We start from the raw sequence: 24,390 nt of genomic DNA on the forward strand, positions 1-24,390 counted from the left end.
GCCTGCAGGCTATGGCGTCTGCCTCCCAGAGGCTCTTTCCCTCATCATCCACAAGGATGGGCAGTGAGAGGTTGGGATTTAACCGGCGAAATTTCTCCATTTGCCCGGCAGCGAATGGCGAGGCGAATTCGAAGTCCAGTTTCGTTTCGAGATAGCGTGCGACCGCGACCGCCAATCGAGGATTGGGATTGCGGCTGAAGTACAGCTTCATTGGGCACCGACGATCTGGGCGACCACGCAATAGTCGATCATGAGCAGCCTCTATGCAGCTTCGAAGTCAGCCCAAGCGCCCATGTATCCCAATGGATTGGGCTCGCCTTTCATCATCGTTTTTCGCCAAGCTTCCTGCTCGGCATTCATCAGAGCCAATTCCCGAACACAGGCAATAACAGGTCTCTTAACCGTGTCCATCGGTTCGGTTGCGGAATACAGCTTCCGATAGATGTGCTGACAAAGCACCGAACCCTGTATCCACCAGTGAGCTAAGATGGACACACCGAGCTCACCAGGATGAATGATCACAAAGCCCATGCCATTCTCGTCACCCTCGTCCGCCACACGCGGCAGAACCTCCTGTCGCACGAATGACTGCGCCAGAGTCGCCATGGGTTCGTCGATCTTTTTGTTGTCTGCGACGAGACCATAGACTTTGAGCTTGAGACCACCAATGTCCCATTGGCCCAAATTTGAAACACCACGTGGATGGTAGATCTCGATCGTTTCAGAATTCACTGAGCGCACTCCAATTGGCTATTGGCAGCAGACGTACCTGATAGCTCATCACGCGACTTGCACCCGGCGCGATCAGCATCAGGCCTGGTTTGTCGACAAAATCACCATCGAAATCCACCGGGCTTGCAAGGCCGTGCCAGGGTTCGATGCACAGGAACGGCGCGCCGCCCGGCTTTGACCAGACGCCCAACTCCCGAACCCCTTGCCAGGACATCTCGATCGCCGGGCCACGCTCGGCGGCATAACGCACGCTGGAGCTTGCGGGCTGGTCCATGATCACCGCGTCCTCGTCGAACAACCGCTCGGAGAGCGGGAGTATGTTGCCTTCGACAGGCGTCGGCTGTGGCGTTTTCAGCAGCAGTCCGTCCTTAAGGCGGCGGATCGGCGCCGGCTCATCATCGGCAAAGATCAGCCGGTAGTCCGTCTTGGCCTGATCCGGCTGCAAGGGCCAATTGAATGCCGGGTGCGCCCCGATCGATGCCGGCAGGAGCTCATCACCAGTGTTGGTGATGTCGAAAGTCACATCAAGCTGCTGGCGGACCAGCGTGTAGGTCACTTCAAGCCGAAAGGCGAACGGATAGCGCGCCCGGGTGTCGACATCGTCGGTGAGCACCAGCGTGCAGGATCGCGGCCCCTTCCGCGCCCAGGCAAACGGCTTGTCGCGCGCGAACCCGTGCTGCGTCATTGGATAGGTCCGGCCGCGATGGCGCAGATGATCGCCCGCCAGCCGCCCTACGATCGGGAACAGCACCGGCGAGTGACGCCGCCATTCCGGCCCCGCCTGCCACAGGAATTCGAATCCGTGCGCATCTTGCAGCGAAATCAGTTCGGCGCCCTGCGCAACGATGGTCGCCGAGATACCGTCGCCATGAAGCGTTTGGCTGTCCTGTGCCACATTTCCTCGCGGGTTGTTGTTGAAGGCCGGCGCGGTGGGCAGACTAGCAAAAGCGCTTCGGGACTCAAGGTGCAGCCTGGTTCTGCAGGAACGAATTGTGGCCGGAGGATCTCCCTCCGGCCACCTCTCCGCATCAAGAGCAATAACCCTCGCTCTTGCCCACAGCGGATAGTCGTTATTCGCGTTCGCCGGTGAAATTCAGCAGCAGCTGGAAGATGTTGATGAAGTTCAGATAGAGCGAGAAGGCGCCGAAGACGGCAAGTTTCTGGCGCGATTCCGCGTCGAAATTCTCGGCATACTGTTCCTTGATCGTCTGCGTGTCCCAGGCGGTCAGGCCGATGAACACGGCGATGCCGATCACCGAGATGGCGAACTGCAGCGCGGTCGAGCCGAGGAAGATGTTGACGATGCTGGCGATCACCACGCCGATCAGGCCCATGATCAGGAACGACGAGAACTGGGTCAGGTCGCGCTTTGTCGTGTAGCCGTACAGGCTGGTGGCGCCGAACATGGTGGCTGCGATGAAGAAGGTGCGCGCGATGCTGGTTCCGGTGAACACCAGGAACACGGAGGCGAGCGAGAGGCCCATGACCGCGCAGAAGGCCCAGAACATCGCCTGGGCACTCGCCGCGGACATGGTCTGCATCTTGAACGAGAACAGCATGACGAAGGCGAGCGGTGCCAGCATCACCACCCATTTCAGCGGGCTGGAGAAGATCGGCACGTAGAGCGCCGGCGTCGACGAGATCATGAAGGCGACGAGGCCGGTGACCACCAGGCCGACACCCATGTAGTTGTAGACGCGCAGCATATGCTGGCGCAGGCCCTCGTCGAAGACGGCTCCGGTTTGGGCGCCGGCGCCGACGCGATATCCCAGATTGGGGGTGTTCATTTGCGTTCTCCTTTGTGGATCGATCAGTAGAGCGTCTTGGCGAGCGTCTCTGCGGCGCGGTCGAGGTCGTGGACCTCGCTTCGTCCGACCACCGCATAAGCCACATCGCCGATCTGGAAATAGGCCGATGAAATGTCGCCCGAGGGCGCGATCGTCGGCTTGACAACGTCGAAGGTTCCAGGCCGGATCGCAAACAGCGACACCAGCCCCATGTCTTTCGTCTCGACCGCCATCTCGACGCTCGGACCAAAGCGGGACGGATAGATCTGCACGTCGCGGACCTTCCAATCCTTGGGCAGCGACGGCATGACGATGGCGGTCGCGGCGCGAATCTCGCCGGCGTTGTAATTGGGCGCCTCGGGCTGCGACGGCATGCTCTCGCGCACCAGCGTGGTCCTGTGGGCCCGCACTGCGTCGTCGACATAGGCGGGCGGCTGCGGCGAGGCGACGACCTTGGTCACCGACATCGGCCCGATGATACCGTTCGCCAGCCACCCGGCGGCGACGAAGACAGCAACCACCGCGGCGCGCTGCAGCACACCGAAGATGCGGCCGCGGGCAAGCCCCCTCTCCAGCCGCCGCGCGGCATCGGCGGTCGCGGGCCGTGCCATGCCTTTGGAGCCGGCAAGCGCCACGCGCAGTTCATCGCGGGTCCTGAGATCCGACATCACGCGCGCCGCCGCCTCCGGGCGAGCGGACAAGAATGCCTCCACCTCGATGCGGCGGGTGACGTCGATCTGGTCGTCGACATAGGCGTCGAGGTCGATATCCGTCACGGGATCGACAGTTGCGGTCATGAAGGGCCTCCAACGATCCTGAGGTGGTTTTTTGCCTTCGCCGGCTCCTCCATCTCGCGCAGTGCGGCGCGCGCCCTGCCGATGCGCGACATCAGCGTGCCGAGCGGCACGCCGCTGGCATCGGCGGCCTGCTGGTAGGAGAGGCCTTCGATAGCGACGAGGTGCAGCGCTGAACGCTGTTCTTCCGGCAGGCTGAAAAAAGCCTGGCGCACCTGCGCCAGGCGCACCGAATGTTCCTGTGGTGCCGGCGTGCTGCCGTCGGCCAGGTATCCAGCCTGTTCGACGCGCGACGCCTCGGACTTGCGGGCCCGCATCCTGTCGATGAAGGTGTTGTGGACGATCGACAGCAGCCACGCGCGCAGGTTTCCGCCGGAGCGGAAGGTGCTGCGCCGCTCATAAGCGCGCACCAGCGCGTCATGGACAAGGTCCTCGGCGTCGGTGCTGTCGCGCGTCAGCGAGCGCGCATAGCGGCGCAGCGAACCGAGCTGTCCTATGATGTCAAAGCGTGGCATCGGCGGTTTCATGTCCTGTTTACGGAGCATGTGGGGATTTTAATCCCTGCCCTGCCAATTTTTCCTTTGGAGGACATCGTTCGAATGCAACGATTGTTGCCGGCATCAATCTTATCATCGGCATCGCCACGATGTGCCATGCCCGGTGGATCGTGCCTACTTCACACGCCTCTTCTCCAGCTTCCGCGCCAGCGTCCGGCGGTGCATGCCCAGCCGTCGTGCCGTCTCGGAAATGTTGAAGTCGGCCTCCACCAGCGTCTCGTGGATGCGCTCCCATTCGAGGTTCTTTATCGAGGTTGGCCGCTCGGCGAGCGGCACCGAAACATTGCCCTCGACCTGGCCGAAAGCCGCTTCAATGTCGTCTGTATTGGCGGGCTTGGCGAGATACTGGCAGGCGCCGAGCTTGATCGCCTCGACAGCGGTGGCGATGCTGGCAAAGCCGGTCAACACGACGATCCGCATTTCAGGATCGTGTTCGTGCAGCGCCCTGACGCACTCAAGGCCCGAGCCGCTGGCAAGCTTGAGATCGATGACGGCATATTGGAAGGCAACGGTGCCGATCAGCGCCTGCACGCCGTCGACGCTCCGGCAGCTATGCGTTTCGTAATCACGCCGTTCGAAAGACCGGCGCAGTGCGTTGGCAAAGGCGATGTCGTCCTCGACGATCAGCAGCGTGCGTTTAGTCGGCATTGTGCCCTCGCGGAGACAGAGCAGCCAGCGGCAGATGCAACGTAACCGAAGCTCCCCCTTCGGTTCTGTTTCTTACGGTGACGCTACCCCCCAGCTTGCGGATGACATTGACGACCAGAAACAGGCCGAGCCCGCTACCTGGCCGGTTCTTGGTCGACGTGTAGGGCTTGCCGAATTCAGCAAGCATGGTTTCTTCAAATCCCCGTCCCGCGTCGACAACTTCGATGATGAGATCGTTCGCGTGGCGGCTGACGATCAAACCGACCCATAGAGGCGACGCTTCAAGTGCGTTGTCCAGTACATTGAACATCACCTGTTTGAGCGCGGGATCGGAGACGATCTCCTGGTTGGCGCCGAAACGCCTGGTGTATTCGAAACCTTGCGGCAGCCGTGTCGACTTCCATTCGGCCACCAGCTCCGCCAGAAAGGCATCGACGGAGGTGCGAACCGTGCCTTCGCCGCGCAATTCGCCCGACGACATCAGGATTCCCGAAACGATCTTCTTGCAACGGTCCAACTGGCCCTGCATCTCCCGGATTTCCTGCGCCAGATCCGGATCGGCCTCGAGAACCGGCATGCGCTGCCAGTCGTTGAGGATGACGGAAAGCGTAGCCAGCGGCGTGCCTAGCTCATGCGCGGCGCCAGAGGCGAGCAGGCCCATCCTGACGATGTGAGCCTCCTCCGCCGATTGCTGGCGCAAATCCGCAAGATGAGCGTCGCGGGTGCGAATGTTGTTCTGGACCCTGGTGATGAACAGCACCAGAAGCGTTGCCGCCAGGACGAAACAGATGAACATGCCCTGAATGTGCAGGCTGAACAGCCCGGCACCGTGTGCGGCGGGCAGGCTGATCTCACGGTAGAAGGTGGTCAGCGCGATGAAGCACGTGCTTGCAATGAGGACAAGCGCCCAGACCGACCATGTCTCCAGCAGTACCGCGCCCAGGATGACCTGGAGCAGGTAAAGCGAAATGAAGGGATTGGACGCGCCGCCGCTCAGGTAAAGCTGGACCGTCAACGCGGTGACGTCGAGCAGCAGTCCAAGAAACAGCTCGGTGTTGGTGATCGCGTCCTGGCTGCTGTGCCGGCGCAGGCTGGCGACGTTGAGAGCGATCAGCAGCAGGATCACCACTGCCATCGGCACCAGCGGCAGCCCGATGCCAAGCGCGTAGCGGACGAACAGGATCGTCACGATCTGACCGCCGACCGCGATCCAGCGCAGTTGGATCAGAAGCAGAAAATTCTGCTTGTTGGTCTTGTCGTGCAGCGTCATTGGGCCGGGAGGTCCCCAGCCCTGGCCAAGCAGGTCACTCAAGCGGGAGTCCGATCCAGGCGCTGGTTGAGCCGCAGCGCCAGCAGCGTGCATAGCGCTCCCGACAGCAGATAGGCGCCTGACGAGATCAGCCCGAAATGGGCGGACAGGAACAGGGCGACAATGGGGGCGAAGCCGGCGCCGAACAGCCAGGCGAGATCCGAGGTCAGCGCAGCACCTGTATAGCGGTAGTTCTTTGAAAAATTCGAGGCGAGTGCTCCCGAAGACTGGCCGAACGACAGGCCGAGCAGGACGAAGCCCAACACCATGAAGACGGACTCTCCGACGAAGCCGCCATCGAGCAGCTGTGGCGCGAAACCGCTGAACACGGCAATGGCCACCGCCGAGCCTCCAAGCAAGGGCCAGCGCCCGACCCGGTCGGCAACGACGCCCGAGATCGCGATTGCCGCCAGGCCGAAGAAGGCTCCGATCGTCTCGATGACCAGGAACCGTGCCGGTCCCTCGCGCGTGAACAGGAAGATCCAGGACAGAGGAAACACCGTCACCATGTGGAACAGGGCGAAGCTCGCCAGCGGCGCGAAAGCGCCGAGCACGACAGTGCGCCCTTCGGCGCGCAACGTCTCGCGGACGGAAGTCGGCTCCAGTTCCTGGCCTTCGAACAGTTTGGTGTATTCCGGCGTCACCACGATGCGCAGCCGCGCGAACAGGGCGACGACGTTGATGGCGAAGGCGACGAAGAACGGGTAGCGCCAACCCCAGCTGAAGAAGTCTTCAGCCGACAGGTTGCCGACGAAATATGCAAACAGGGCACTGGCGACGATGAGCCCGAGTGGCGCGCCCAGCTGCGGGATCATCGCATACCAGCCGCGACGCTTTTCGGGGGCATTCAACGCCAGCAGCGAGGCAAGTCCGTCCCATGTCCCGCCCAGCGCCAGTCCCTGACCGATCCGGAACATGGCCAGCAGCCAGGCCGAAGCCGGGCCGATCTGGTCGTAACCGGGCACGAAGGCGATCGACACGGTCGAGGTCCCCAGCAGGAACAGCGCGATGGTGAGCTTGGCGCTACGTCCGTAGGCGCGGTCGAGCGCGGTGAAGATCGCCGTCCCGATCGGCCGCGCGATGAAGGCAAGCGCGAAGATGGCGAAGGAGTAGAGCGTGCCGGTCAACGGGTCGGCATATGGAAATACGAGCTTGGGGAAAACGATGACGGAAGCGATCGCGTAGACGAAGAAGTCGAAGAATTCCGACGTCCTGCCGATGATGACGCCAACGGCGATTTCGCCGGGCTTCACCTCATGATGCCGCGCATTGATCCGTCTTGCGTCGGCTTCGATCTTCGAAGTTGGGCTCACAGCATTCTCCGTCGCCCCGCCGCGGTCTCATACGATCGCTTGCCATGTGCGCGGGCCAGATGCTTTGATGACGCCTGCCGCGTCATTGCGGCATTGGACAAATTGTCCAATGCCTTCATCGCCGCGGTACGGTTAGCACTGGGGGGAACAACCGACAGGTCATACATTGAGCCGTCTCCGTACCCTTTTCCTGCTGCCCCTGCTGGCATCGCTCGGCTCCTGCAGCATGGTCGTCCTGAACCCTGCCGGCGACGTCGCCGAGCAGCAGCGTGACCTGCTGATGGTGTCCACGGCACTGATGCTGATCGTCATCATACCGGTGATGGCTCTCACCATATTCTTTGCCTGGCGATACCGCCAGTCCAACCGCGAGGCGCGCTACGAGCCGGATTGGGACCACTCGACCCATCTCGAACTCGTCATTTGGGCTGTGCCGCTTCTGATCATCATCTGCCTGGGCGCAGTGACCTGGATGGGCACCCACCTGCTCGACCCCTATCGTCCGATCGGACGTGTAGCGGCCGGCAAGCCGCTGCCGCCGGACGTGCGCCCGCTTGAGGTCGAAGTCGTCGCGCTCGACTGGAAATGGCTGTTCATCTATCCGGAATACGGCGTCGCCGTGGTCAACGAACTGGCTGCGCCGGTCGACCGGCCGATCAGCTTTCGCATTACCTCCGCATCGGTGATGAACTCCTTCTACATTCCAGCACTGGCCGGCCAGATCTATGCGATGCCGGGTATGGAAACCAGGCTGCACGCCGTCATCAACAAGTCCGGCGACTATGAAGGGTTCTCTGCCAATTACAGCGGCGCCGGCTTCTCGGGAATGCGCTTCGCGTTCCACGGCCTCGACGATGCCGGTTTCCAGGCATGGATCGCGAAGGCAAAGGACAGCGGCGGCAAGCTCGACCGAAACGGCTACCTGGAGCTCGAACAGCCCAGCGAGAACCAACCCGTGCGCCACTATGCGGCGGTGGATAGCGATCTCTACAAGGCGATCCTCAATATGTGCGTCGAGCCCGGCAAGATGTGCATGAGCGAGATGTCGCAGATCGATGCCAAGGGCGGTCTGGGGATGGCCGGCATCCGCAACACCCTTCCGCTGCTGTACGACAAGTTCGCCCGGCGCGGCACGATATTCGGCCCTGCCCCATCCTATGTCGCCAGCATATGCACGACCGAAGAAGCACTGGCCGCTTCGAAGGCTGATCAATCCGCCACGCCGATGACCTCGACGCCGATAGTCGGCGCTGGTCTGCAACGGCCACTGCCCCTGTCGATCCGACTGCCGTCACCTTCCGCAACCGGCACGCTTCGGTCGCCCTTCAACTCCTGAGGCGCCACGCAAGACATGTTCGACAATCCTGCTCTTCTCAAGGCGATCTTCGGCCGGCTTACGCTCGAGTCGCTGCCGCTGCACGAGCCCATCGTGGTCGCGACCTTCATAGTCGTCGCGCTGGGCGGCATCGCCCTCGTCGGCGCGCTGACCTATTTCAAGCTCTGGGGCTATCTGTGGCGCGAATGGTTCACCAGCGTCGACCACAAGCGCATCGGTGTGATGTACATGGTGCTCGGCATCGTCATGCTGCTGCGCGGCTTCAGCGACGCCATCATGATGCGGCTCCAGCAGGCGATGGCCTTCGGCGGTTCGGAAGGCTATCTCAATTCGCATCATTATGACCAGATCTTCACCGCGCACGGCGTCATCATGATCTTCTTCGTGGCGATGCCGCTGGTGACGGGCCTGATGAATTTCGTCGTCCCGCTGCAGATCGGCGCGCGCGACGTGTCGTTTCCGTTCCTCAACAATTTCAGCTTCTGGATGACGGTCGGCGGCGCGGTCATCGTCATGATGTCGCTGTTCGTCGGCGAATTCGCGCGCACCGGCTGGCTCGCCTACCCGCCGCTGTCGGGTATCGGCTACAGTCCCGATGTCGGTGTCGATTATTATATCTGGGCGCTGCAAGTGGCGGGCGTCGGCACGCTGTTGTCGGGCGTGAACCTGGTCTGCACCATCGTCAAGATGCGCGCGCCTGGCATGACCATGATGAGAATGCCGATCTTCACCTGGACCGCGCTCTGCACAAATGTGCTCATCGTCGCCGCCTTCCCGGTGCTGACGGCGGTGCTGGCCCTGCTGGCTCTCGACCGCTATGTCGGCACCAACTTCTTCACGAACGACTTCGGCGGCAATCCGATGATGTACGTGAACCTGATCTGGATCTGGGGCCACCCCGAGGTCTACATCCTGATCCTGCCGGCCTTCGGCATATTTTCCGAAGTGACCTCGGCCTTCTGCGGCAAGCGGCTCTTTGGCTACACCTCGATGGTCTACGCAACCATCGTCATCACCATCCTGTCCTATCTCGTCTGGCTGCATCACTTTTTCACCATGGGGTCGGGAGCGAGCGTCAACTCGTTCTTCGGCATCACCACGATGATCATTTCGATCCCGACAGGCGCCAAGATATTCAACTGGCTGTTCACCATGTACCGCGGCCGCATCCGCTTCGAACTGCCGATGATGTGGACAGTCGCCTTCATGCTGACCTTCACCGTCGGCGGCATGACCGGCGTGCTGCTCGCGGTTCCGCCGGCCGACTTCGTGCTCCACAACAGCCTGTTCCTGGTCGCGCATTTCCACAACGTCATCATCGGCGGCGTGCTGTTCGGCCTGTTTGCCGGTATCAGCTACTGGTTCCCCAAGGCATTCGGCTTCCGGCTCGATCCGTTCTGGGGAAAGATGTCCTTCTGGTTCTGGGTGGTCGGCTTCTGGTTCGCCTTCATGCCGCTGTACATCCTCGGCCTGATGGGCGTAACGCGCCGGCTACGCACCTTCGAGGATCCCTCGCTGCAGATCTGGTTCATCATCGCCGCTTTTGGCGCCTTCCTGATCCTGCTTGGTATCCTGTCCTTCCTCATCCAGATCTTCGTCAGCGTGCGCCGGCGCGAGCAGCTTCGCGACGACACCGGTGATCCGTGGGACGGGCGTACACTCGAATGGGCAACCTCGTCGCCGCCCCCGGCCTACAATTTCGCCTTTACGCCGGTCGTCCACGATCTCGACACCTGGGCGGACATGAAGAATCGCGGTTACCAGCGTCCGTTGACGGGCTTCCACGACATCCACATGCCGCGCAACACCGGAGCCGGCGTCATTCTGGCTGGGTTGAGCGTGGTGCTTGCCGTGGCGCTCATCTGGTACATCTGGTGGCTGGCGATCGTGAGCTTCGTTGCTCTGATCGGCTACGCCATCGCGCATACCTTCAATTACGACCGGGACTTCCACATTCCGTCCAGCGACGTCACCCGCGTCGAGGACGAGCGGACACGCCTGCTCGCAGCCACCAGCCAGGCGGGATGAGCACCATGGCACACGCCGACACGGTGATCGACGACACGATCTTCCACCTGGAAGACGACCACGGCCATGCCGAGAGCGGCAGCAGCACCATGCTCGGCTTCTGGATCTACCTGATGAGCGACTGCCTCATCTTTGCGATGCTGTTTGCAGTCTACGGCGTGCTCGGTGGCAACTACGCCGCCGGGCCTGCGCCGAAGGACCTGTTCGATCTTCCGCTGGTCGCGCTCAACACCACCATGCTGCTCCTGTCCTCCATCACCTACGGCTTCGCGATGCTGGAGATGGCGAAAGGGCGAGTGAGGCCGATGCAGGTGTGGCTGGTGATCACCGGCCTGTTCGGCCTCGCCTTTCTCGGCATCGAACTCTACGAATTCGCCCATTTCATCCACGAGGGGGCGACGCCGCAGCGCAGCGGCTTTCTTTCGTCGTTCTTCACGCTGGTCGGAACGCACGGCCTGCACGTCACCTTCGGCCTGGTCTGGCTGGTGGTGCTGATGGTGCAGGTCTCCAGGCATGGGCTGATCGCCGCGAACCAGCGGCGCCTGATGTGCCTGAGCATGTTCTGGCACTTCCTCGACGTCATCTGGATCGGCGTCTTCACCTTCGTTTATCTGATGGGAATGTTGCGATGAGCGCCGGGCACCAAACAGACACCAGCAACCACAGCCACGCGCATCACGGCGTCAATCACGGCTCGCTGGCCGGCTATCTGACAGGCTTCGGCCTGTCCGTCGTGCTGACCGCCGTTCCCTTCTGGCTGGTCATGACCAACGCGCTCGGCAATCAGATGGCGTCGGCGATTGCCATCATGGCCTTCGCCGTCGTGCAAATCATCGTCCACATGGTGTTCTTCCTGCATATGAACACCAGGTCGGAGAGCGGCTGGACCATGATGGCGCTGATCTTCACCCTCATCCTGGTGATGATCGCGCTGACGGGCTCGCTCTGGGTCATGTACCATCTGAACGTCAACATGATGCCCGGCCATGACATGAGTCAGATACCCTGAGAGAGGGACCTGGCTTTGGACGAACAGGCGCGGACGACACCGCATCCGACTACAGGCGACGGCCAAAGGGTTAGGCGTTCGAGATGGACGCTATTGATGCTTTGCCTTTGCGGAGCCATCGGCATCGCAGGGTTCTCGGCGCTCGGTATCTGGCAGCTGGAGCGCCGCGTCTGGAAGCTCGACCTGATCGAGCGTGTCGATCAGCGTCTCAAGGCAGTACCGGTGTCCGCCCCGGCGCCTTCGGCCTGGCCAGCGATCAACGCCAGGGATGACGAGTATCGCCGCCTCGTCGTCACGGGCCGGTTTCTCGGTGATCGCGAGACCCTGGTCCAGGCGGTCACCGATCTCGGCGGTGGCTTCTGGGTAATGGCGCCGTTCCGAGCGGATGATGGCTTCACGATTCTGGTGAACAGGGGCTTCGTGCCGACGGACAAGCGCGATCCGGCAACCCGCCTCGCAGGCAAGCCCTCGGACGATCATACCGGAATTCACGGCCTGTTGCGCATCAGCGAACCGAAAGGCGGCTTCCTGCGCACCAACGATCCGGCTGCCAACCGCTGGTATTCGCGCGATGTACAGGCGATCGCCGCCAAGCAAGGCGTCGGGCAGGTCGCTCCTTATTTCATCGATGCCGATGCCACGCCCAATCCGGGAGGGTGGCCGGTCGGCGGCCTGACGGTCGTTTCGTTCCACAACAACCATCTGGTCTATGCCCTGACATGGTTCGGGCTGGCCTTGATGGTGCTGGGCGCGGTCGCCTGTCTGTTGCGGCAGGCTGTGAAAGACAGGCCCGGCGGGGGCTGACCGCTGGCCGAGGCAAGGCCGAAATTACGCACGGAAGCGCTCATGCCGGCGCAGAGGATGCGTGATCGCTCTGCTCGTGCCGGCTGGTCATTTCCGACGCGCATCAATAGGTTTCCCGTCAAACCCTCATCCATGAGCGCGCAGGGCAGGCTTCCCAGCCGTCTCGGGCTGGAGCACCTAGCTAAAACCGCTGGCGAAACGCGACCGATTTGCGTATCACTCCGCCGCCATTGGAGCCCTATCGATGTTTGAGACCCTGCAGCCCGCCCCCGCCGACAAGATCCTGGCTCTGATCGGCCTTTATCGCGCCGACCCGCGCCCCGACAAAGTCGACCTCGGCGTCGGCGTCTACAAGGACCGCGACGGCAAGACGCCGGTTATGCGCGCCGTGCGCGAGGCGGAAAAGCGCCTGCTGCAGGCCCAGGACACCAAGACCTATCTCGGCCTTGCCGGCGATACCGGCTTCAACACGGTGATGGCCAAGCTCGCCTTCGGTCCGGGCGCCGACATGACGCGCATCCGCGCCGCACAGGCGCCTGGCGGCTCCGGCGCGCTGCGGCTGGTGGCGGAATTGCTGAAGCGGACGCGTTCGGACGCAACCATCTGGCTGTCGGACCCGACCTGGCCGAACCACATGCCGGTGATGCGCGCCGCCGGCCTGCAGATCCGTGAATACCCGTATTTCGACGCCGCGTCGGGTGCTGTTCGCTTCGACGACATGCTGGCGGCCCTGCGGACCGCAAAGAGCGGCGACGTCGTGCTGCTGCATGGCTGCTGCCACAACCCAACCGGCGCCAATCTGGATGCGGCACAGTGGGCAGCCGTTACCGATCTGGTCGTCGAGCGCGCGCTGCTGCCGTTCGTCGACATCGCTTATCAGGGCTTTGGCGATGGCCTTGAGGCCGACGCCCTCGGCTTGCGCCTGCTGGCGGCGAAAGTTCCGGAAATGGTCGTCGCCTCGAGCTGCTCGAAGAATTTCGCCGTCTACCGCGACCGCGTCGGCGCAGCAATGATCCTGGCCAAGGACGGCGCACAGGCAGATGTGGCGATGAGCCAGATGCTGTCGGCGGCGCGCGCCATGTATTCGATGCCGCCGGACCACGGGGCAGCAGCCGTACGCATCGTGCTGGAGGACGCCGCCTTGCGTGCGGACTGGGAGACTGAACTCGAAGAAATGCGGCTGCGTATGCTCAGGCTTCGCGTCCAGTTCGCCGAAGCCCTGCGCCGGCAATCCAATTCCGACCGCTTCGATTTCGTCGCCAGCCATCGCGGCATGTTCTCCCGCCTTGGCCTCACCGAAGCGCAAGTCGAACGGCTGCGCGCCGAGCACGGCGTCTACATGGTCGGCGACAGCCGCATCAATGTCGCCGGCCTGCCCGAGGACGGCATGGACGACCTCGCCAAAGCGATCGTCTCGGTGCTCGACTAGAGCAATTCCAGGCAAAGTGTGAAACGGTTTTCCGTCTCTTGAGCAGATCACCAAGTGGGATCCCGACCCTCAAGATCATCCTCCGGGACGACCTCCGGCTGGCGACGGAGACTCGTGTAAGGGTCCACGAATGCCATCTTGAGTGCATCTCCCACAAAGCCGGACATGGCGGCAAGCGATGCGCCGATTTGGAGCCACGCAAAGCTGGGCTTCGACAGGTTAAGGCGGCGGGTGGTGATGGGGGTGGGCATGTCAGTCATGGTGTCCTCCTGTGACGGGGAGAGTGACACCGGTTCCCGTTCAAATCCTTGGCCCGGACCTGAAGAGTCCTGAACGGCCCTGAAGTTCGCCTTCAGGGTCATCTTGGATTATCTTGCCCGCGAGGACGGGTTCTTTGCCGATGGACTTGGAGTTTGGGAACTATCGTTTGAAACGCGCCGAACGGCAGTTGCTGGGGCCGAAAGGTCCGGTGGAGCTTTCGGCCCGTTCCTTCGACATCCTCGCCATGTTGCTCGACAGGCCGGATGAGGTGGTCAGCAAGACCGAACTTTTCGATGCGGTCTGGCCCGGCCTGGTGGTGGAGGAGAACACGCTGCAGGTCCACATTTCGGCGCTACGAAAACTGCTGCCCGCCGAAATGATCGTAACCGTGCATGGCCGTGGCTATAAATATGCTGGCCCTAGGCCCTTCGGGGCTACAGCAGAAGCTGCGGCGCCGACCAGGCCATCAATTGCCGTTCTACCCTTCCACAACATGAGCGGGGACCCGGAGCAGGACTATTTCAGCGACGGGATTACAGAAGACATCATCGCCGGGCTCGGCAAGTTCAGGGAGTTCCTAGTCATTGCGCGGAATTCCTCCTTCCAGTTCCGAGGCAAGGCCAATGACGTGGCCGAGGTGGCAAAGAAACTTGGCGTGCAGTATGTCGTCGACGGTAGCGTCCGAAAGATTGGCAACCGGGTTCGCATCACCGTGCAGCTGACAGACGCCGTCTTGATGGCCCATATCTGGGGCGAACACTACGACCGCGAACTCGACGACATTTTCGCCATCCAGGACGAAATCACCCAGATGATTGCGGCGCGTCTGGCACGACAGACCAGAACAGCGATTGCATCGCGCGCCAGGTCCCGGCCGACCAACAATATGTCGGCTTATGAGTTTTACTTGCGGGCGCTACAACTTGCAGCCGTCTATGATACGGTGCTCGAAGCAGAACCCTTTCTGCGCCGGGCGGTGAGCCTCGATCCCCGGTTTGCTGCCGCCCACGCCATGCTCAGCTTTGTGGAGTCCTTCAAGTACTATTGGGACTACAACAATCCCGGTCATTTGCATTCCGGACTGGAGATCGCAAGAACCGCATTGGGCCTTGACCCCGACGAGGCCTATGGGCATCTCGCCACCGGCTTCGCTCACTTGTATTTGCGCCAATTCAGGCAAGCTGAAATCAGCCTCGACCGGGCGGTTGCGCTCAATCCGAACGATCCGTTCATTCTTAGTATCCGCGCTATTTTCCTCAATCACACGGACAGGCCCGAGGAAGGGCTTAGCGAAATAAACGAAGCCCAGCGCCGCGACCCGTACGCTGTGGGATGGTATGATGACTTCCGTGGCGTCATACTGACGACGGCTGGGCGGTATCGCGAGGCAACTGCCTGCTACGCGAAAATGGCGACTGTACCTCCGTGGTCGCTCGTTCGTCTTGTCGTCTGCCATTCCGAACTCGGCGAAATCAAGCAAGCGCAAGACGTCCTGGCAAAAGTCAAGGCGCATTACCTTGGACTAAGCCTTGACGAGATCATTGATACGGAAGTGGACTTCTATGCCGATCCCGCAGTGTGCAGCCGTTACCGCGCGATCCTGCAGCGCGTTGATAACGAAGGAGTTGATAACGAAGGATAAGTTTCACTACAGCCCGGCGGCGAGAAGTCCAGGCTCTGGTCAGCTGACCTTCGCAGAGCTGCCCCCTGTGGACAATCTCCCCTTGCCAACTGACAGCGTTGGCAGAGCGGCCGGTCGCGGGATAGCATCAGCCCTATGACGCCATCGAAAGACATTTCGCGCCTGATCGAGATCATGGCGGCGCTGCGGGCGCCGAAGACCGGCTGTCCCTGGGATATCGAACAGGATTTCTCGACCATCGCGCCCTACACGATCGAAGAGGCCTATGAGGTCGCGGATGCCATCGCGCGCGGCGACCTCGACGATCTGCGCGACGAACTCGGCGATCTGCTGCTGCAGGTCGTCTACCACGCGCAAATGGCCGAGGAGGCCGGCGAGTTTGCCTTCCCCGATGTGGTGCAAGCCATCACGACGAAAATGATCCGACGCCATCCGCATGTCTTCGGCGACGAAAAGGCCCGCAGCGCCGGCATGGCCAAGGGCATGTGGGAAAAGATCAAGGCAGAAGAGAAGGCAGAGAAACGAAGCGCCCGCCTCGCGCGCGGTCTCGATCCCGAAGACAATGGCAAGGGGTTTCTGGACAGCGTGCCGGTCGCCCTGCCCGCGCTGACCCGGGCGCTGAAACTTCAGGAGAAGGCCGCCCGCGTCGGCTTCGACTGGAGCGAGGCAGCGCCCATCCTCGACAAGATCGAGGAAGAGATCGGCGAATTGCGCGAGGCGCTGGCCAAGGGCGACACCGCCTCGATCAAGGACGAGTTCGGCGACATGCTGTTTGCCGTCGTCAATCTCGGTCGCCACCTCAAGCTCGATTCGGAAGCAGCGCTGAGCGGCACCAACGAGAAATTCCGCTCACGTTTCCATTATGTCGAGCAGGCTTTGGAGAAAGCCGGCAACACGCTGGACAAGGCTGATCTGGCCGAGATGGAAGCGCTCTGGCAGGAAGCAAAGACCGCGAAGTAGTCTCTCTTTTCGGGCAACTCCCGACGGAAACCGCTATACACTTTTCCTGGAACTGCTCCGGATTATCCGTTGTTTTTACGACGCAATCTGTTTTCGATCTCTTCGCGCGCGCTTTGCGTGGCCTTCAGCGAGATGGTGGCGCTGCCGTCGTCATTGTCGCTTCGCGAAACCACATCGCCATTGCGGTAAAGCCAGTCGACAAGGCCGAACTGTGCCGGCTCGATCGTCACGGTGAGGTCTTCGAGTTCGCCCGCCATCCGCGTTTCGATGATCGCCTTCAGCCCATCGATGCCCTCGCCGGTCACCGCCGACACCGCAATCGGCGGCGCCTTGTTGGCATCGGCGCCGTCTGCAAGCAGCCGGGTCCGGTTGCCTTCGTCGAGCCGGTCGATCTTGTTCCACACTTCGATCACCCGCTTGGCATCACCAGCGTCAACGCCAAGATCTGCAAGGATACGCTCGACATCCTCGGCCTGGGCGGCCGTGTCCGGATCGGAAATGTCGCGCAGATGAAGCACGAGGTCGGCCTCGACCACCTCTTCCAGGGTGGCGCGGAAAGCCGCGATCAGATGTGTCGGCAGGTCCGAAATGAAGCCGACCGTGTCGGAGAGGATGATCGGCGTGCCATGTGGCAGGCGCACGCGGCGCAGCGTCGGGTCGAGCGTGGCGAACAGCATGTCCTGTGCCAGCACATCCGCCCCGGTCAGCCGGTTGAACAGCGTCGACTTCCCGGCATTGGTGTAGCCGACGATCGCCACCACCGGGAACGGCACCTTCCTGCGCTTGGCGCGGTGCAGGTCGCGCGTGCGCCGCACCGTTTCCAGCTCCTGCTTCAGCTTGATGATCTTTTCCTGCAACTGCCGCCGGTCGGATTCGATCTGTGTTTCGCCGGGGCCCCCAAGGAATCCGGCGCCGCCGCGCTGACGCTCCAAATGGGTCCAGCTGCGCACGAGGCGGCCCTTCTGGTAGTTGAGATGGGCGAGCTCGACCTGCAGCGTGCCTTCCTTGGTGCGTGCACGCTCGCCGAATATCTCGAGGATCAGCCCGGTGCGGTCCAGCACCTTGGCGTTCAGCTCTTTCTCGAGATTGCGCTGCTGCACAGGGGTCAGCGGATGGTCGACGACGACCACTTCCGCAAGTCCCTCTTTGACGATTTCCGCGAACTCGGCGACCTTGCCGCTGCCGAGCAGCGTCGCCGGGCGCGGATCGTTGACGGTCACCACCGCGGTGTGAATCAGATCAAGGTTGATGGCGCGGGCAAGGCCAACGGCCTCGTCGTGACGCGCATCAGCCGAACGCATCAGCCGCGGGCGGTTGGTCTCGTCGTCGTTGCGCTGGTGGCGGGTAAGGACGGGCACAATGACCACGGCCCGGGTCGGGCCCTTGGCCTCAGTCCCGGGGTGATGCGCTGGTTTCCCGCGAACGGTGGCGTCCGCGTCTTTCTCACGTGCCAATCAGGCGCCCTGGCTTTCCTCGCCATCGAACATCTGAACCGGCTGGCTCGGCATGATCGTGGAAATGGCGTGCTTGTAGACGAGCTGGGAGTGACCATCGCGGCGCAGCAGCACACAGAAATTGTCGAACGAAGTGACCACGCCGGTCAGCTTCACGCCGTTGATGAGGAAGATGGTGAGCGGGTTCTTGCTCTTGCGAACTGAATTCAGGAACAGGTCCTGAAGGTTTTGCGATCGTTCCGCCATTGTTCTTGTCTTTCGCCGATCCCCTTCGGTTTGCAAGCCAATGCGCCAAATTAACGGGCGCATGTCAAGCTCGCAAACACCGTCTTGTCGTCAGTAACGACAAGCAGAACGAGATATATTGATGTTCATTCCACCTGTGCGGTTATCAGGCTGGACTTTTTTCCGCAATGTCAAAAAAGGCTTGCCGCAACGAAAGTGTTATTGAGCCGGGGTGCCCATTGGCGACCGTGTCGCCATCGATGGCCACCACCGGCATGGCGATCGTCGTTGCGGAACTGATGAACGCCTCGCGTGCCGTCTTGGCCTCGGCGACGGAAAAGCCGCGCTCCTCGATCTTCAGGCCAAGCTTGGCCGCCACTTCGAACATGGTCGTGCGGGTGATGCCGCGCAGGATGCCATGCTCGGCCGGCCTGGTGACCAGGACGCCGTCCCGGGTGACGATCCAGGCATTGGACGAGCCGCCTTCTTTTACGTTGCCTTCATCGTCGACGAACCAGGCTTCCTGCGCACCGGCTTCCTTTGCCTTCTGCTTGGCCAATACATTGGGCAGCAGCCCGACGGTCTTGATGTCGACGCGGTCCCAGCGGTTCTCCGGCACGGTGATGACCGCGATGCCGGTCTCGGCTCGCTTTGCTCCGGCTGCGGGGTCGGCCTTCCTGGCGGTGACCACCAGGGCCGGCTTGGTGTCTGCGGAAGGGAAGACAAAGTCGCGGCTGGCCACGCCGCGCGTCACCTGCACGTAGACCAGGCCATTGGCGACGTGGTTGCGATTGACCACCTCACGCAGAATGAGCGGCAGCACGTGAGAGGTGACCGGCCAGGCGATCGACAATTCGGTCAGCGAACGGTTCAGCCGGGCCAGGTGGCGCGGCATGTCGACGATGAAGCCACGCGCCACTTCGCAGACCTCATAGACACCGTCGGCGAACTGATAGCCGCGATCCTCGATATGCACGGCAGCGTCGGCGTGCGTGACATAGCGCCCGTTGACATAGGCAATGCGCGGCATTGGCGACCCCTCAGAAATTCTCGGGCTTTCTTATGCGATTCCACCGCGGGCGTAACCGGCAAATGGTTGGACCACGCGCGGCGGCTGGACGCGCTCAGACGCCCAGGGACTTCAGCTTGCGATGCAGAGCGGAGCGCTCCATGCCGATGAACTCGGCGGTCTTCGAGATGTTGCCGCCGAACCGGTTGATCTGGGCGATCAGGTAGTCCTTCTCGAACTGCTCACGCGCTTCGCGCAACGGCAGCGCCATGATGTGCTGGTCGGATTGATTCGGCGTGCGCGGCATGACATCGCCGATCTCGGCCGGCAACAGATCAGCGGTGATCGGCGCATCGACGTCGTCGCCGCGCGCCAGGATCATCAGGCGCTCGACATTGTTGCGCAGCTGGCGAACGTTGCCTGGCCAGTTGTGAGCCTGCAGAACGGCCAGCGCATCGTCGCCGATACGGCGCGGCTTGATGCCGGCCTGGCGGGCGATCTGCTTCATGAAGTTGTCGACGAGGTAGGGAATATCCTCTCGCCGCTCGGCCAGTCCCGGGACGATGACCGGAACCACCGCCAGGCGATGGTAAAGATCCTCGCGGAAACGACCGTCGGCAATCATCGCTTCGAGGTTCTGCGAGGTCGAGGAGATGATGCGGACATCGACCTTGACCCGCTTGGTTCCCCCTACCCGCTCGAACTGTTGTTCGACCAGCACGCGCAGGATCTTGTTCTGCGTCTCGCGCGGCATGTCGGCCACCTCGTCGATGTAGAGGATGCCGCGATGGGCCTCCTCGAGCGCGCCGACCTTGCGCTCGACGCCATTCGATTCGGTGCCGAACAGTTCGATCTCCATACGCTCGGGCGTGATGTTGGCGGCGCTCAGCGTCACGAAAGGCGCGCCCTTGCGCGCCGACAGCGTGTGGATGGCGCGCGCGGCCAGTTCCTTGCCCGAGCCAGACGGGCCGATGATCATCACGCGGCTGTTGGTCGGCGCGACGCGTTCGATGGTCTGACGCAACTGGCTCATCGCCGACGACATGCCGATCAGATCGAAGGTTTCGCCGCTGCGCAGCTTGAGGTCGGAAACCTCGCGCCGCAATTTCGAGGTCTCGAGCGCACGCTCGGCAATAAGGATCAGCCTGTCGGCCTTGAACGGTTTTTCGATGAAGTCATAGGCGCCGCGACGGATGGCGGAGACCGCCGTTTCGATGTTGCCGTGGCCGGAAATCATCACCACCGGCAAGGTCGGATGCATGGTCTTGATCTCGTCGAGCAGCGCCAGCCCGTCCAGGCGCGAGCCCTGCAGCCAGATATCGAGGAAAATCAGCCGCGGCGCGCGATCAGCTATAGCAGCGAGCGCGCTGTCGGCATCGAATGCCGTGCGGGTTTCGTGACCTTCGTCGCTCAGTATGCCCGCGACGAGTTCACGGATGTCTTCCTCGTCATCGACGATGAGAATATCAGACGCCATTACCGACCTTTTCAGTTTCTCTTTCGTTTTCCGCCCTGCTTTCGCCGCGCGGAGCCGTTGCGGCCGCAGGCGGCAGGATGATGCTGATCATCGCGCCGCGCCCATCGTGGAAGTCCGCAGGAGCATCGTGTAGTTCCAGCCTGCCACCATGGTCCTCCACGATCTTCTTGACGATAGCGAGGCCAAGTCCGGTGCCCTTCTCGCGTGTGGTCATGTAGGGCTCGAGCAGCCGTTGGCGATTCTCGCGCGGCAGGCCTTTGCCATTGTCGATGACGTCGATTCGAATCACACCATTCTGGCGCCCGGCCTGAATCCGGATTATGCCGTGCGAACCGTCCTTCTGTTCCAATCCGTCGATGGCTTCGGCAGCGTTCTTGATCACATTGCCGAAAGCCTGCGCCATCAGCCGGCTGTCGAACGTGCCCTTCAGCGGCTCGCTGCCGAAGATCCGCTCGAAAGTGATGTCGGCGCGGCTGACCTCGACCAGGAACGAGGCCTCGCGCAGCGATTCGCGCAGATCTATGGCCTTCATCTCGGGCTTCGGCATGCGCGCGAAAGCCGAGAATTCGTCGACCATGCGGCCGATATCCTCGACCTGCCGGATGATGGTGTCGGTGCACTGGTCGAAAACCTCGCGGTCCTCGGTAATCACCTTGCCATAGCGGCGCTTGATGCGTTCGGCCGAGAGCTGGATCGGCGTCAGCGGGTTCTTGATCTCGTGGGCGATACGCCGCGCCACATCCGCCCAAGCCGACGAGCGCTGCGCCTGGACCAGGTCGGTGATGTCGTCAACCGTCACGACATAGGACTTTTCCTCCGAGCCGTCATCGCCGGCCTCGATGGTGATCTGAACGTTGAAGGTCCGCTCGGCGCCGGCGCGGTAGAAGGTCACCTGCTCGCGATAGACGGGTTTGCCGGACTTGCGGCCGATTTCGAAGACGCGGCCGACATGCGGCAGCACGGCGGAAAGGTTCTGCCCAAGGGCTGCGCTGGCGGATATGGCCAGCATCGCTTCGGCCGAGCGATTGACGATGGTAACGATGCCGTAGGGATCGACGCCGATGACGCCGGCGGTAACGCCGGCAAGCACGGCTTCGGAGAAGCGTCGCCTCTCGTCGATCAGGTCCTTGGCCGACAGGATCTCGTTGCGCTGCGATTTCAGTTCGAGAAGCATCTTGTTGAACGTATCGCCGAGCGAGGCGACATCGCCGTCCGAGGGCCTGACCGGAACCGCGACGTCGAGATTGCCGGTCGCCACTTCGTCGGCGGCGCCGATGAGCTGGCGAATGGGCCGCACCAGACGGTCGGCGACCGCAATGCCGGTCCAGATCGCGGACAGGATGATGATCAGCGTCAGCGACAGATAGGGCAGCGCGAAGGCCACCTGCGAGGTACGGCGGTTGTCTTCCAGCCCCCGATATTCGTCGGTGTTGGACCTGACGATCTGGCGTGCCTTGATGACCTCGGGATCGACGAGGCGAATGGTATAGAGATAGAGCCCTTCGATCTCGCGCAGCTTGACGATGGCGCCCATGATGTTGCGCGTTTTCGGCTCGATCAGCACCGGCTTGCCGTCGGCAGCGCTGGCCACGGCGCCTTCCGGCGGCTCAGGCATGGCAAAATCCGTGTCGGTCTTGGCGCTCATGACGAAAGAGCCGTCAGGTTTGATCAGCGCCGCATGAGCCAGCGAACGGCCCACGGCTTCCTTGTTCATCAGGTCGAGAAAGCCGGTACGATCAAGGCCGTAGAGTGTGCGTGACGCATCGAGATCATAGGCCATGGACAGTGTCGTACCCTGCAGGTTGCGGGCATTTTCCTGAACATAGGCGTCGGCGATCGACAGCGACGAATTGACGATCGTCTTGGTGCGGATCTCGAACCAGCGGTCGAGGCCGATGTCGAGCGTGATCGACGCGATGATGGCCACCATGATGGCCGGAATGGCGGCAACCAGGGCGAACATGGCGACAATGCGCACATGCAGCCGCGAAGCGGCCTTGCCATGCCGGCGCGCCATCAGGATGCGGTGCACCTCACGCCCGACCAGCGCGATAAGAATCAGGACGAAAGCCGCGTTGAGGGCAATCAACGCCAGCGTCGTCGACTCGTTCGGTGTGATCGGCGTGGCGCCAACGAGGATGGTGAACGAGATCGCCGCCGTCATCAGCGCGCCGACGACCGCGATCACGCCTGGCAGCGCAAGCAGCCGGCGCCCGTCACGAGCGCCGGGTTCGCTGAAAAGCGGTTGGTTTGTTGTCGGTGCCTGCGGGGCCATGTCGCCGTCTAGTGCCATGATTGCGTCGGATGTATGCAACGCATTGTGGCGATTATGCAACAAGTGTGACCGAGACGGAAATCTTTCGCGAGCCGATCCCCTGAAAAGAGCGCGGGCTCAGATCAGGGCTCAGCCCTGCCGCGACGATTTGTAGACGTTGACGCCGAGTTCGCGAATCTTCTTGCGCAGCGTGTTGCGGTTCAAACCAAGCAGTTCCGCGGCCTTGATCTGGTTGCCGCGGGTTGCCGTCATCGAGGCCAGGACGAGTGGAAACTCGACCTCGGACAGGATGCGTTGATAAAGCCCGGCAGGTGGCAAATCGCCGGCAAACGAGGCGAAATAGCGTTGCAGGAAGTGCTCGACCGCCTGGCCGATCGACAAATCGTCGGGAATGAGATTGCCGCCACCCGGCACCACGGGACGTTCGCCGGTCTTGAGCTCGGCCTCGATGATCTCGGCGGAAATCTCGTCCTGCGAATAGAGCGCGGCGAGCCTGCGAACCAGGTTTTCCAGTTCGCGCACATTGCCCGGCCAGGGATAGCGCTTCATCAACTCGATGCCGCCGGAAGAAATGCGCTTGGTCTGCAGGCCTTCCATTTCGCCGAGCTTGAAGAAGTGGCGGACAAGGTCGGGCACATCCTCGGAGCGCTCACGCAGCGCGGGCAGCCGGAGCGGCACCACGTTGAGGCGATAGAACAGATCCTCGCGAAAAAGCCCCTGGTTGATCAGGGTGCGCAGATCCTTGTTGGTGGCGGCGACGATGCGCACGTCGGTCTTGATCGGCGTGCGTCCGCCAACCGTCGTGTATTCGCCCTGTTGGAGCACGCGCAGCAGCCGCGTCTGCGCTTCCATCGGCATGTCGCCGATTTCATCGAGGAACAGCGTGCCGCCTTCAGCTTGCTCGAAGCGCCCGGTCGAGCGGTTCTGCGCGCCGGTGAAGGCGCCCTTCTCGTGACCGAACAGTTCCGATTCGATCAGGTCGCGCGGGATCGCCGCCATGTTGATGGCGACAAACGGGCCGCCACGGCGGCGGCCATATTCATGCAGCGCGCGCGCCACCAGTTCCTTGCCGGTGCCGGATTCGCCCGAGATCATCACCGTCAGGTCGGTCTGCATCATGCGCGCCAGCATGCGGTAGATGTCCTGCATGGCGGCCGAACGGCCGACCAGCGGCATTGCATCGGGCTGCTCTTCCGGCCGCGCATCGATCTTCGGCCGTCGCGGCTCGGAAAGCGCCCGGTTGACGATGTTGAGCAGTTCGGTCAGGTCGAACGGCTTGGGCAGATACTCATAGGCGCCGGTTTCAGACGCGCGGATCGCCGTCATGAAGGTGTTCTGGGC

At 62.1% G+C, this 24,390-nt stretch carries 23 protein-coding genes and 1 pseudogene; 8 read left to right on the forward strand and 16 right to left on the reverse strand.

The annotated features are described in order from the left end of the window. The 9 genes and pseudogenes from EN932_RS07210 to EN932_RS07250 form a co-directional block, all read right to left on the reverse strand. Positions 1–211: pseudogene (locus EN932_RS07210) on the reverse strand (glutathione S-transferase N-terminal domain-containing protein); the annotation flags it as partial. A gap of 50 nt (positions 212–261) precedes the next feature. Then, complete coding sequence (locus EN932_RS07215) at positions 262–732, reverse strand: hypothetical protein (protein WP_127368596.1); 471 nt, start codon at positions 730–732, stop codon at positions 262–264. Next, complete coding sequence (locus tag EN932_RS07220; protein WP_127368595.1) at positions 722–1,627, reverse strand: aldose 1-epimerase family protein; 906 nt, start codon at positions 1,625–1,627, stop codon at positions 722–724. The genes EN932_RS07215 and EN932_RS07220 overlap by 11 nt, the downstream gene beginning before the upstream one ends. Positions 1,628–1,802: 175 nt before the next feature. After that, positions 1,803–2,519 (reverse strand): Bax inhibitor-1/YccA family protein, encoded by a 717-nt coding sequence (locus tag EN932_RS07225; RefSeq protein ID WP_027163483.1) that lies wholly within the window; start codon positions 2,517–2,519, stop codon positions 1,803–1,805. A gap of 23 nt (positions 2,520–2,542) precedes the next feature. Further along, positions 2,543–3,316: an anti-sigma factor gene (locus EN932_RS07230; protein ID WP_013531511.1), complete on the reverse strand. Its 774-nt coding sequence runs from the start codon at positions 3,314–3,316 to the stop codon at positions 2,543–2,545. After that, complete coding sequence (locus EN932_RS07235) at positions 3,313–3,828, reverse strand: sigma-70 family RNA polymerase sigma factor (RefSeq protein WP_174299063.1); 516 nt, start codon at positions 3,826–3,828, stop codon at positions 3,313–3,315. Before EN932_RS07235 ends, EN932_RS07230 begins: the two co-directional genes overlap by 4 nt. A gap of 156 nt (positions 3,829–3,984) precedes the next feature. After that, positions 3,985–4,518: a response regulator transcription factor gene (locus tag EN932_RS07240; RefSeq protein ID WP_127385009.1), complete on the reverse strand. Its 534-nt coding sequence runs from the start codon at positions 4,516–4,518 to the stop codon at positions 3,985–3,987. Beyond that, a complete protein-coding gene (locus EN932_RS07245; protein ID WP_024505204.1) occupies positions 4,508–5,830 on the reverse strand; it encodes an ATP-binding protein in 1,323 nt (440 codons plus the stop codon). Before EN932_RS07245 ends, EN932_RS07240 begins: the two co-directional genes overlap by 11 nt. Beyond that, a complete protein-coding gene (locus EN932_RS07250) occupies positions 5,827–7,140 on the reverse strand; it encodes an MFS transporter (RefSeq protein ID WP_024505203.1) in 1,314 nt (437 codons plus the stop codon). Before EN932_RS07250 ends, EN932_RS07245 begins: the two co-directional genes overlap by 4 nt. A 166-nt stretch (positions 7,141–7,306) precedes the next feature. Between EN932_RS07250 and cyoA the strand changes: the two genes are divergently transcribed. From cyoA to EN932_RS07280, 6 genes are all read left to right on the forward strand, one after another. Beyond that, entirely contained in the window at positions 7,307–8,476 is a 1,170-nt protein-coding gene (cyoA, locus tag EN932_RS07255) for a ubiquinol oxidase subunit II (RefSeq protein ID WP_027163479.1), read from the forward strand. 15 nt (positions 8,477–8,491) lie between these two features. Next, positions 8,492–10,504, forward strand: coding sequence for a cytochrome o ubiquinol oxidase subunit I (gene cyoB / locus EN932_RS07260; RefSeq protein WP_024505201.1), 2,013 nt, complete (start codon positions 8,492–8,494; stop codon positions 10,502–10,504). A 5-nt stretch (positions 10,505–10,509) separates the two neighbouring features. Further along, entirely contained in the window at positions 10,510–11,136 is a 627-nt protein-coding gene (gene cyoC / locus EN932_RS07265) for a cytochrome o ubiquinol oxidase subunit III (protein WP_013531504.1), read from the forward strand. Beyond that, a complete protein-coding gene (cyoD, locus tag EN932_RS07270; RefSeq protein WP_013531503.1) occupies positions 11,133–11,513 on the forward strand; it encodes a cytochrome o ubiquinol oxidase subunit IV in 381 nt (126 codons plus the stop codon). Before cyoC ends, cyoD begins: the two co-directional genes overlap by 4 nt. A gap of 96 nt (positions 11,514–11,609) precedes the next feature. Then, positions 11,610–12,317, forward strand: a complete 708-nt coding sequence (locus EN932_RS07275; protein WP_127369023.1) for an SURF1 family protein — start codon at positions 11,610–11,612, stop codon at positions 12,315–12,317. A gap of 244 nt (positions 12,318–12,561) precedes the next feature. After that, complete coding sequence (locus EN932_RS07280; protein WP_127369022.1) at positions 12,562–13,746, forward strand: amino acid aminotransferase; 1,185 nt, start codon at positions 12,562–12,564, stop codon at positions 13,744–13,746. Between the two features lie 47 nt (positions 13,747–13,793). On the opposite strand, the gene EN932_RS07285 is transcribed toward EN932_RS07280, so the two are convergent. Then, positions 13,794–14,006 (reverse strand): hypothetical protein, encoded by a 213-nt coding sequence (locus tag EN932_RS07285; RefSeq protein ID WP_127385362.1) that lies wholly within the window; start codon positions 14,004–14,006, stop codon positions 13,794–13,796. 167 nt (positions 14,007–14,173) lie between these two features. Here EN932_RS07285 and EN932_RS07290 point away from each other — a divergent pair, with 167 nt between their 5' ends. Together EN932_RS07290 and mazG are read left to right on the forward strand one after the other, a co-directional pair. Beyond that, positions 14,174–15,649 (forward strand): winged helix-turn-helix domain-containing protein, encoded by a 1,476-nt coding sequence (locus EN932_RS07290; RefSeq protein ID WP_245465125.1) that lies wholly within the window; start codon positions 14,174–14,176, stop codon positions 15,647–15,649. 135 nt (positions 15,650–15,784) lie between these two features. Beyond that, positions 15,785–16,609, forward strand: a complete 825-nt coding sequence (gene mazG, locus EN932_RS07295; RefSeq protein WP_013531500.1) for a nucleoside triphosphate pyrophosphohydrolase — start codon at positions 15,785–15,787, stop codon at positions 16,607–16,609. Between the two features lie 62 nt (positions 16,610–16,671). On the opposite strand, the gene hflX is transcribed toward mazG, so the two are convergent. From hflX to ntrC, 6 genes are all read right to left on the reverse strand, one after another. After that, positions 16,672–18,063 carry a GTPase HflX gene (gene hflX / locus EN932_RS07300; protein WP_127385360.1) on the reverse strand — a complete coding sequence of 464 codons (1,392 nt, stop codon included), beginning with the start codon at positions 18,061–18,063 and terminating at the stop codon, positions 16,672–16,674. Beyond that, positions 18,064–18,309: an RNA chaperone Hfq gene (gene hfq / locus EN932_RS07305; RefSeq protein WP_006202172.1), complete on the reverse strand. Its 246-nt coding sequence runs from the start codon at positions 18,307–18,309 to the stop codon at positions 18,064–18,066. 145 nt (positions 18,310–18,454) lie between these two features. After that, positions 18,455–19,318, reverse strand: a complete 864-nt coding sequence (locus EN932_RS07310; RefSeq protein WP_127385359.1) for a D-amino-acid transaminase — start codon at positions 19,316–19,318, stop codon at positions 18,455–18,457. A 94-nt stretch (positions 19,319–19,412) separates the two neighbouring features. Further along, the gene (locus EN932_RS07315) at positions 19,413–20,774 is read right to left on the reverse strand and encodes a sigma-54 dependent transcriptional regulator (RefSeq protein ID WP_013531496.1); all 1,362 of its coding nucleotides are present in this window, start codon (positions 20,772–20,774) and stop codon (positions 19,413–19,415) included. After that, positions 20,764–23,049 carry a PAS domain-containing sensor histidine kinase gene (locus EN932_RS07320; protein WP_024505196.1) on the reverse strand — a complete coding sequence of 762 codons (2,286 nt, stop codon included), beginning with the start codon at positions 23,047–23,049 and terminating at the stop codon, positions 20,764–20,766. Before EN932_RS07320 ends, EN932_RS07315 begins: the two co-directional genes overlap by 11 nt. A gap of 129 nt (positions 23,050–23,178) precedes the next feature. After that, positions 23,179–24,390 (reverse strand): nitrogen regulation protein NR(I) (gene ntrC / locus EN932_RS07325; RefSeq protein ID WP_128368774.1); only part of this gene is annotated, 1,212 nt, incomplete at its 5' end.

This window comes from Mesorhizobium sp. M7A.F.Ca.US.002.01.1.1 (genome assembly GCF_004022955.1).
In the GTDB taxonomy this organism is placed as follows: Bacteria; Pseudomonadota; Alphaproteobacteria; order Rhizobiales; family Rhizobiaceae; genus Mesorhizobium; species Mesorhizobium ciceri.